The organism is Acidimicrobiales bacterium, from assembly GCA_036273495.1.
In the GTDB taxonomy this organism is placed as follows: domain Bacteria; phylum Actinomycetota; class Acidimicrobiia; order Acidimicrobiales; family JAJPHE01; genus DASSEU01.
This window is the reverse complement of the sequence record DASUHN010000296.1, coordinates 1-8,852: the sequence shown is the minus strand read 5'-3', so window position 1 is coordinate 8,852 and position 8,852 is coordinate 1. Positions and strand designations below refer to the sequence as shown.

Genomic DNA, 8,852 nt, shown 5'->3' with positions numbered 1-8,852 from the left:
CGCCCCGGTCATCGAGGTGTCAGGGCGCACCTATCCGGTGGAGGTGCGGTACCGGCCGCTCGGGACCAAGGACGACGGTCGCGAGGAGACCGACCAGGTCACGGCCATCACCGACGCCGTCGAGGAGCTCGGCGGGGAGGGCCCGGGGGACATGCTCGTCTTCCTGAGCGGCGAGCGCGAGATCCGAGACCTGGCCGAGGTCCTGCGCCGCCTGGAGCTGCCCGACACCGAGATCCTGCCCCTGTACGCCCGGCTCTCGACCGCCGAGCAACACCGCGTGTTCCGCCCCCACGGTGGCAGGCGGATCGTGCTGGCCACCAACGTGGCAGAGACGTCGCTGACCGTCCCCGGCATCCGTTACGTGATCGATCCCGGCTTTGCCCGCATCTCCCGTTACAACCGGCGCACCAAGGTGCAGCGGCTTCCCATCGAGCCCGTGTCGCAGGCATCGGCCAACCAGCGGGCGGGTCGCTGCGGCCGTATCGGCCCCGGTATCTGCATCCGTCTCTACTCGGAGGAGGACTTCGATGCGCGTCCCGAGTTTACCGATCCGGAGATCCTGCGCACCAACCTCGCCGCCGTGATCCTCCAGATGACGGCAATCGGCCTCGGGGACGTCGGCTCGTTCCCGTTCATCGACCCTCCCGAGGCCCGCAACATCCGCGACGGCATGGACCTGTTGGAGGAGCTCGGCGCCATCGAGTCCGGCCCGAGCGCACGTCCGGGGCCCCGGCTGACGCCGTTGGGCCGGCGCCTGGCCCGTCTGCCCGTCGATCCCCGCCTGGGGCGCATGGTGATGGAGGCGGAGCCGGCCGGGTGCCTGCGTGAGGTGGTCGTCATAGCCGCCGCCCTGTCCATCCAGGATCCCCGGGAGCGCCCCGTCGACAAGCAGGCGGCCGCCGACGAGGCCCATGCCCGCTTCCGCCGTCCCGGCTCCGACTTTCTCGGCTATCTCGAGCTGTGGAACCACCTCCAGGAGTCGCAGGAGGCCCTGAGCTCGGGCCAGTTCCGCCGCCTGTGCCGGCGGGAGTTCCTCAACTACCAGCGCGTGCGGGAGTGGCAGGACGTGGTCGGCCAGCTCCGCCAGGTCAGTCGGGAGATGGGCATCCGGCCCAACCCCGAGCCGGCCCCGCCCGACATCGTGCACCGGTCCGTGCTCTCGGGCCTTCTCTCCCACGTCGGGCTGTGGGACTCGCTGCGCCAGGACTACCTGGGCGCCCGGAGCTCCCACTGGGCCATCGCTCCCGGTTCGGTTCTGCACCGCCGAACCACCCGGTGGGTCGTGGCGGGGGAGCTGGTCGAGACCAACCGGATGTGGGGCCGCACGGTGGCCGGAATCCGACCCGAGTGGATCGAGCAGCTGGGAGCGCATCTCGTCAAGCGGAGCTACGGCGAGCCGTCCTGGGACGAGCGCCGGGCGGCGGCCGTGTGCGAGGAGCACGTGAGCCTGTACGGGATCCCGATTGCCACTCGTCGGGTCAACTACTCGCGGGTCGACCCCGAGGCGGCCCGCGACATGTTCATCCAGCAGGCCCTCGTCGAGAACCGGTGGACCCGCACCCATCGTTTCATCGAGCACAACCGGGAGGTCATGGACGAGGCGCGGCGCCTCGAGGAGAGGGCCCGCCGCCGCGACCTCGTGGTGGCCGACGAGGTGCTGTTCGAGTTCTTCGACGAGCGGGTCGGTTCCCGGGTCGTGTCGGCAGAAAGCTTCGAGCGGTGGTGGCGCCGGACGGCGGAGGAAGATCCTCTCCGTCTCGACCTGAGCCTCGAAACCGTCGTCCGGGCAGGCGACCACGACGTGGAACCGGCGGCCTATCCGGAGCAGTGGGTCCAAGGGGACCTGACGCTGGCTCTCAGCTACGAGTTCGATCCACTGTCGGCGCGCGACGGCGTGACGGTCGCGATTCCGGTGACGGTGCTGGACCGGGTGCGGGACGAGGGCTTCGACTGGCACATCCCTGGCCTGCGCCCCGAGCTCGTGACGGCCCTGATCCGGGCCCTGCCCAAGACCGTGCGTCGCCAGTTCGTCCCGGCACCCGACTACGCCCGGGCGTTCCTGGCCGAACGAGGGCCGGAGGACGGACCTCTTCGCGAGGTCCTCGCCGACTGGCTGTCGACGACCTCCGGGTTGCCGGTCAGGGGCCGCGACTGGGAGCTGCAGGCTCTACCGCCCCACGTCCGGGTGGGATTCGTGGTCCTCGGGACCGCCGGCGAGGAGCTGGGCGCGTCGAAGGACCTCGGAGAGCTGAGGACGGAGCTGGCCCGACGGGCGCGCCGGGAGGTGGCGTCGGTGTTCGCGGGCCGGGAACGTCGGGCTTTGAGCGGCTTCCCGGAGGAGGGCATCGAGCCGGAGGTGCGGGCCCGCTGGAACGGTCAGACGGTGGTCGGCTACCCGGCGCTGGCCGACACCGGCGACGCCGTCGACCTGAGGGTCTTCTCCAACCCGGGCTCGGCCCGGCTCGCCATGTGGGCCGGCACCCGCCGGCTGCTCCTCGAGGGAACGCCCGGCGTCATCCGGGCCCTGCGCAGCCTCTCCAACCGGACCAAGCTGGCGATCTCCGGTTCCTCCTACCCGTCCGTCGGTGACCTGCTCGACGACATCAAGTCGGCGACGGCGGACCAGCTGATGTCGGAGCTGGGTGCACCGGTGTGGTCACGGGAAGCCTTCGAGGAGCTGGCCGAGCAGTTCCGGGCCGCGCTCCCGCCTCGGGTGCTGCGCGCCGTGGCCGACGTCGGCGAGGTGCTGACCGCCGCCGCCGCCCTGCGCCGCCGTCTCGACACGGTCCGGGCGGCCGCTCTGACCCGCTCCGTGGCGGACATGCGGGCCCACGTCGACCGGCTCACCGGGGCCGGCTTCGTGGCCGACGCCGGCCTGGACCGGTTGGCCGACCTGCACCGGTACCTCGCCGCCGTCGAGATGCGTCTGGACAAGGCGCAGGCCAACCCCGGGCGCGACGAGACATGGATGGAGCGCGTCCATCGGGTCGAGGACGAGTGGATCCAGATCCTCGAGGACCACCCCGTCCTCGCCCGGAGCCAGCTCTCGGTCCAGATCCGTTGGATGCTGGAGGAGCTGCGGGTCAGCCTGTTTGCCCAGACCATCGGAGCCGCCCGGGGTGTGAGCGAGCAGCGCATCCGGCGGGCCCTGGCCGAGCTGGCCGAGATGCCCGTCTGACCGGGAGGCCGTCAACCCCTCGTCGCTACCTTGGACGCCATGGAGTTTCAGGACGTGGTGCTGCGACGCCGGATGGTGCGGGACTTCTCGGAGGAGCCCGTCGCCCGTCCGCTCGTCGAACAGCTCGTGGCCAACGCGACCCGCGCCCCTTCGGGGGGATTCAGCCAGGGCTTCGCCTTCGTGGTGCTGACCGAACCGGCGCTCCGCCGTCTCTTCTGGGAGACGACGAGCGGGCCGGAGTGGAGGGGTGAGTCCGAGTCCGTGCCCCTGACCCGGGCTCCGGTCGTGATCCTCCCCTTCGCCCACAAGCAGGCCTATCTCGACCGCTACGCCCTGCCGGACAAGGCTCACACCCCCCTGGCCCGGGAGGAGTACTGGCCGGCGCCGTACTGGGACATCGACACCGGCTTCGGCGTCATGTTGATCCTGCTCACCGCCGTCGACCTCGGCCTCGGCGCCCTGTTCTTCGCCATCTTCCAGGGCCAGGAGGCTCTGATGGACGCCCTCGGAGTACCGGCGGGATATCGACCGATCGGCGCCATCGGCGTGGGCCACCCCACCCCCGGTGAGCGGTCCGTGCCCACCTTGGCCACCGGCCGCCGCCCCGCCGGCGACGTTGTGAAGTGGGAGCACTGGTAGGAGGGACTCCTGGAAGGCCGGTCTCCGAGCCGCTGGGTCGGGCAGCGGCTCCGGCCTCCCGTTATGGTCCGCCCATGACCGGGAAGCCGGGCCTCACCATCTCGGCATGGGCGGGGTCCGACCTCCGCTCCGTCGACGAGGTCGTGGCCGTCGTCCGGCGGGCGGCCCAAGCGGGATTCGAGGGCCTGTGGCTCCCGCAGACCCTCTCGGTGGACGCCCTCACGGCGCTCGCCGTTGCCGCCCGGGAGGTGCCCCGGATCCCCGTGGGCACGGCGGTGGTTCCGATCCAGGGCCGCCACCCGGTCCCGCTGGCGCAGCAGGCCCTCACTGTGGCCCAGGCGGCCGGACCGGGTCGGTTCACCCTCGGCATCGGGGTTACCCACCCCCTGGTCTCCGAGGGCTTTTACGGGATCCCGTACGCCCGGGTGGTGGCGCTGTGCCGCGAGGAGCTCGAGGTCCTGGCCGCCCTCTTCGGACCGGACCGGCGCAGCGACCACGAAGGGCCCGAGCTCACCGCCCGCGCCCCGGTCATGCTCGACACGCCCGCGCCCGGCGTCGTGGTGGCCGCCCTGGGGCCCCGGATGCTCGAGTTGGCCGGCACCCGGGCCGACGGGACCGTCACCTGGATGACCGGGCCCGGCACCCTGGCCACCCGGATCGTCCCCGCCCTGCAGGCGGCGGCGTCCCGAGCCGGCCGGTCGGATCCACGCGTCGTCGCCGGGCTGCCCGTGTGCGTCACGAACGACGTGGCGCGGGCCCGGGAGACCATCCGACCCCGTATCGAGAACGCCGGCCGGATGCCTTCGTACCAGCGACAGCTCGCTCTCGAGGGGCTGGAGGACCTGGCCGACCTGGCCGTGGTGGGAGACGCCGGCACGGTGGCCGCCCGGGTGACGGAGCTGGCCGCGATCGGAGTGACCGAGCTGATGGCCGACGTGTTCGGCACGCCCGAGGAGCGCGAGACCACCATTGCGGTGCTCACATCGCTCCGCAGCCGGGGCGGAGCGTGAGCCAGTGGCCTCCTTCGACCCCGGTGACCCCCGGTACGTCGAAGACGGCGTGCCGTTCGACGAGCTGCAGACGATCCGGCGGGAGCATCGCGTCTACCGCACGCCCGCTGGAGAGTGGTACCTCGGGCGCTACGCCGACGTCGAGGCGGCGCTGAAGGACATCGACGTCTTCCGCGCCGATCTCGGAGCGATGACCGGCATCCCCGCGGGGGTCGGCGCCATTCCCGACGATCAGCACTACCTCAGCGAGATCGCCGAGCCCCGCCACGGTGCCATCCGCCGCCTGTTCAACGCCGCCCTCGCGACCCACCGCGTGAAGCAGGTCGAGCCCGCCATCGTGTCCGAGTGTCACCGCCTCGTGGACCGCCTGTCGGAGCCAGAGGTCGTCGATCTCCATGCCGAGTACGCGATGGCCATCCCCGCCTTTGCCATGGCCCACATAATGGGGTTCGGCGCCGACGCGGTGGCCCACTTCATGCGGTGGTCGATGGACGGCACGATCATGACCCGTCCGTGCTCACCCGATGCTCCGCCCGAGGGGCCCGCCAGCCATCCCTTCTTCGAGGCGCGCCTGGCGGAGGAGCTCAAGCGCGCCGAGCCGTCCAACCACCTGTTCCAGGTGATGCTCGACGCCGAGATCGAGGGGCGACCGCTGACCGATCGGGAGATCACGACCCAGCTGCACTTCATGATCCAGGCCGGGGTGCACACCACCCGTTCGCTCCTGGCCCATCTGATGAACCGGCTGGTGCAGGACGCAGGCCTCTACGCGGCCCTGTCCGACGATCCGGCTCTGGTGCCCCGCCTGGTCGAGGAGTCCCTCCGCCACGACTCACCGGTACAGGGCACACCCCGCCACGTGACCCGCGACGTCGAGATCGGTGGAGCGCTGGTGCAGCGGTCGGAATGGGTCACGATGGGCATCGGCTGCGCCAACCGCGACGAGGAGGTCTACGACGACCCCGAGGCCTTCCGGCTGGACCGGGAGGACCCCCGTCGGCATCTGGCATTCGGAGCCGGGCCCCACATCTGCCCGGGGGCGACACTGGCCCGGCTCGAAGGCGTCACCGCCGTGCGCGTCCTGATCGAGCGGGTCGAGAGACTGCAAGCGGTGGAAGGGGCGCGCTATCCGCCACTGCCCGGGAGCCTCGGCCACCAGCCGATCCCCGCTCGCCTGATCCCCCGGATCTGACATACGAACCCCGTCGGCGGGGGGCGTCGGGCGCTCACCGGGCCTCCGCCGTCATCCGGCGGCAAGCGGGGCCAGGGCCTCGAGCTGCTCGAGGAAGTGCTCGACCGAGTGGTGCACGAAGCCGGCGTGCACTGCGGTTGCCCCCGCCTCCTCCATCTCGGCGAGGAGCTGCCGGGCCCCCTCGGGATCCCCCACCGGGTCGAGAGGCCGGGGTGGTCCCAGCACCACCTCGAAGCCCGCCGGAAGGTCGAAGGCGGCGAGCAGCTCCTTCACCGCCGGGAGCCGCAGGGCAAAGGGTGTCCACCCGTCGGCCAGCTCCACCGCCCGCGCCAGCGAGCGCCGGGTGTAGCCCCCGACCCAGATCGGCAGGTGCTCCTGCACGCCGTGCGGCTCGACGGTGAACGGTCCGAAGCGGTGGAAGGGCCCGCTGTAGCTCACCTCGGGACGCGCCCAGCACGACCGCAGGGCCCGGATGGCGTCGTCGGCGCGGGGCCCGCGGTCCTCGAACGGGGCGCCGAGCAGCGAGAACTCCTCCTCCATCGACCCCACCCCCACGCCGAGGACGAGCCGCCCGCCGCTCAACCGGTCGAGCGTCCCGTAGCGCTTCGCCAGCGCCACCGGGTGGTGGTAGCCGAGCACCACGACGTTGGTGGCCAGCCTGATCCGCTCTGTGAGGGCGGCGATCCACGCCAGCGTGGCCAGGGGGTCCCAGTAGACCGAGCCCCGGCGGCCCACCTCCGAGCCGGGCACCATCACGTGCTCGCTGCACGTCAGGTGGTGGTACCCGAGCCGGTCGGCGGCCTGGACCAGACGGCGCAGCTCGTCGGTTCCCGCCGCCTCCTCCCAGCCGGCGTGGCCGCGCGTGGTCTGCACGAGGATCGGGGTCTGGATGCCGACGCGCAGCGCCATGATCGTTACCCTGCCACACTGGTGCCTGTGAGCATCGAGCGCTCCGAGGAGCACGGCGCCCTCCGCCACCGGGCCGTGCCGACCGTCGTCACCTTCTTCATCGTGGCGGGAGCGGTCTACGCGACGGCGTTCGTGGCCCTGGCGCTGCTGCGCCACGTCGTCATGCCGATCGTCGCCATCGTGGCCGGGGTCTACGCGGCGCGGTTCGTGTTCCGCGTCACCGGTCGCTCCGACCGGGACTGAACCCCGCGCGTCCTCAGGCCCCGGGCTCGCCCGGTCGGCCGTCCCTCAGGGCCCGCAGGATGGCGGCCTCCTCTGGGGAGCTGTCGGGTCCGTAGGCGCTGACCAGCGTGCCCCGGCGCCCGCACGGCCTGCACGCCAGGGCCACGACGATCATCTCGTCTCCGGGGTCGCTCTGGCCCTCGAAGCGGTAGACCTCGTCGATGGTCAGATCTGCGGCGGAGACGACGGCGCCGCACCCACCGCAGCGCACCTGGTCGCCGGCCAGGAAGAAGTCGGTGTCGTAGCCCTTCTCGGCCAGAGACTGCAGCACCTCGGTGACCGTGGCGAGAGAGTCCCCCATCGGGCCGACGCTATCCGCGCCGCTGCGTGCCGCCATGCGGCGGGGCCTGGGACGATGGGCCGGTGCAACGCGCCCTCCGCCCGCGAGCTCGGGCCGGTGTGGCCGCCGGCCTCGTCGGGGCGGCGCTGGCCGCTGTTCTCCTGCTCGGCGCCCGGCCCGCCGGCGCCCACGCCTTCCTCGTGGGCGCCACCCCGGCGCCCGGCGCCCGGCTGACTGCGGGGCCGGCCCGGATCTCGCTGCGCTTCAGCGAGGCTCTGAGCAGCCACGGCTCCGGGATCGACCTCGAGGAGGCCGGGGGGCCGACCCGCCGGCTCGTGCTCAGCCTGACGGGTGGGGGTACGGCCATGGAGGCATCTCCCTCGGCCCGGAGAGGGGCCCTCGGCTCCGGCGTCTACACCGTCACGTGGCGGGCGGTCTCCGCCGTCGACGGCCACCTGACGTCGGGGTCCTTCTCGTTCGGGGTGGGCCGGTTCTCCGGAGTGGTGCCCGCCCCCACCAGCGGCACCCCGTTCCCCAACCCGCTGCAGGCGGCCGCCTCGTGGCTGGTGGTCGGGGGGACGGCGGCGGCCCTCGGGGGCCTGACCGCGGCGGGCCGGGGCGCCCGCAGCTCGCCTCTCGTGGTGCCCGGCCTGGGCGTCGGCCTGGCCGGCGCCGCCCTCCAGACGGTGGCGGTGCTGGCCACCGCCGGCACGTCGCCACCCCGCCTCGCCTACCTGGCCCTGGCGACGGCCGCGGCCCTCGGCGCCGCCCTGGCCGTGCTGCCCTGGACCGAGCGCCGCGAGCTCCCGGTCGGCCTGACCGTGGCCGCCCTCGTCGTGTGGGTCGGCGCCGGACACGGGCCCGCCCAGGCCGGGCGGTGGGGCTGGGCCACCGAGGCGGCGCACGTCGTGGCCGTCAGCGCGTGGTTGGGAGCCGTCCTCCAGGCCGTCGTGGCCGGTCTCCGGTCACGGGACACCTCAGCCGGTCGGCGCCGGGCGCTGGCCGCCCAGGCCCGGCCGGCCGCGCTGGCCCTGGCCGGTGTGGCGGGAACCGGCGTGGCCCTGGCCTTCGAGGTCCTGCCCGGGCCGGGGGCGCTGCTGTCGAGCGCGTACGGACGGGTCATCGTGGCCAAGGCCGCGCTCCTGCTCGGGGCGGTCGGCCTGGCGCTGGCCCGGCGCTTCCGCGCCGAGGCCGTGACCGTGGTGGCGGCGGTGGCCGCCGGGGCCGTCCTGGCCCAGATCGGACCTCCTGCCCCCGGCCTGCCGGCGGCCGCCGTCCTCGGCCCCCCACCGCTGGCCGGCCCCGTCCTCCGGTCCGGGGGGTTGGCCGGGGCCCTCACCGTCGGGCTCGCCGTCGGGGCCG

At 73.1% G+C, this 8,852-nt stretch carries 8 protein-coding genes; 6 read left to right on the top strand and 2 right to left on the bottom strand.

Features of this window, described 5'->3' with window-relative positions; genetic code table 11:
- From hrpA to VFW24_12605, 4 genes are all read left to right on the top strand, one after another.
- On the top strand, positions 1-3,178 hold a 3,178-nt coding region (hrpA, locus tag VFW24_12620; GenBank protein HEX5267607.1), incomplete at its 5' end, for an ATP-dependent RNA helicase HrpA.
- Between the two features lie 39 nt (positions 3,179-3,217).
- Positions 3,218-3,817, top strand: a complete 600-nt coding sequence (locus tag VFW24_12615; GenBank protein ID HEX5267606.1) for a nitroreductase family protein — start codon at positions 3,218-3,220, stop codon at positions 3,815-3,817.
- A 74-nt stretch (positions 3,818-3,891) separates the two neighbouring features.
- Positions 3,892-4,827, top strand: a complete 936-nt coding sequence (locus tag VFW24_12610) for a TIGR03564 family F420-dependent LLM class oxidoreductase (GenBank protein ID HEX5267605.1) — start codon at positions 3,892-3,894, stop codon at positions 4,825-4,827.
- A 4-nt stretch (positions 4,828-4,831) separates the two neighbouring features.
- Positions 4,832-6,019 (top strand): cytochrome P450, encoded by a 1,188-nt coding sequence (locus VFW24_12605; protein ID HEX5267604.1) that lies wholly within the window; start codon positions 4,832-4,834, stop codon positions 6,017-6,019.
- 51 nt (positions 6,020-6,070) lie between these two features.
- Here VFW24_12605 and VFW24_12600 read toward each other — a convergent pair whose 3' ends face one another.
- Positions 6,071-6,928 (bottom strand): LLM class F420-dependent oxidoreductase, encoded by an 858-nt coding sequence (locus VFW24_12600; protein HEX5267603.1) that lies wholly within the window; start codon positions 6,926-6,928, stop codon positions 6,071-6,073.
- A gap of 21 nt (positions 6,929-6,949) precedes the next feature.
- On the opposite strand from VFW24_12600, the gene VFW24_12595 reads away from it, so the two are divergent.
- Positions 6,950-7,171, top strand: a complete 222-nt coding sequence (locus VFW24_12595) for a hypothetical protein (protein ID HEX5267602.1) — start codon at positions 6,950-6,952, stop codon at positions 7,169-7,171.
- A 13-nt stretch (positions 7,172-7,184) separates the two neighbouring features.
- Here the strand turns inward: VFW24_12595 and VFW24_12590 are convergent, their stop codons facing one another.
- Positions 7,185-7,511, bottom strand: a complete 327-nt coding sequence (locus tag VFW24_12590; GenBank protein HEX5267601.1) for a hypothetical protein — start codon at positions 7,509-7,511, stop codon at positions 7,185-7,187.
- A gap of 62 nt (positions 7,512-7,573) precedes the next feature.
- Between VFW24_12590 and VFW24_12585 the strand changes: the two genes are divergently transcribed.
- The coding region (locus tag VFW24_12585; GenBank protein ID HEX5267600.1) for a copper resistance CopC family protein at positions 7,574-8,852 on the top strand (1,279 nt) is incomplete at its 3' end.

Coding starts and splice junctions, on each gene's coding strand:
- VFW24_12615 (HEX5267606.1), top strand. CDS start 3,218: ATGGAGTTTCAGGACGTGGTGCTGCGACGCCGGATGGTGCGGGACTTC.
- VFW24_12610 (HEX5267605.1), top strand. CDS start 3,892: ATGACCGGGAAGCCGGGCCTCACCATCTCGGCATGGGCGGGGTCCGAC.
- VFW24_12600 (HEX5267603.1), bottom strand. CDS start 6,928: ATGGCGCTGCGCGTCGGCATCCAGACCCCGATCCTCGTGCAGACCACG.
- VFW24_12590 (HEX5267601.1), bottom strand. CDS start 7,511: ATGGGGGACTCTCTCGCCACGGTCACCGAGGTGCTGCAGTCTCTGGCC.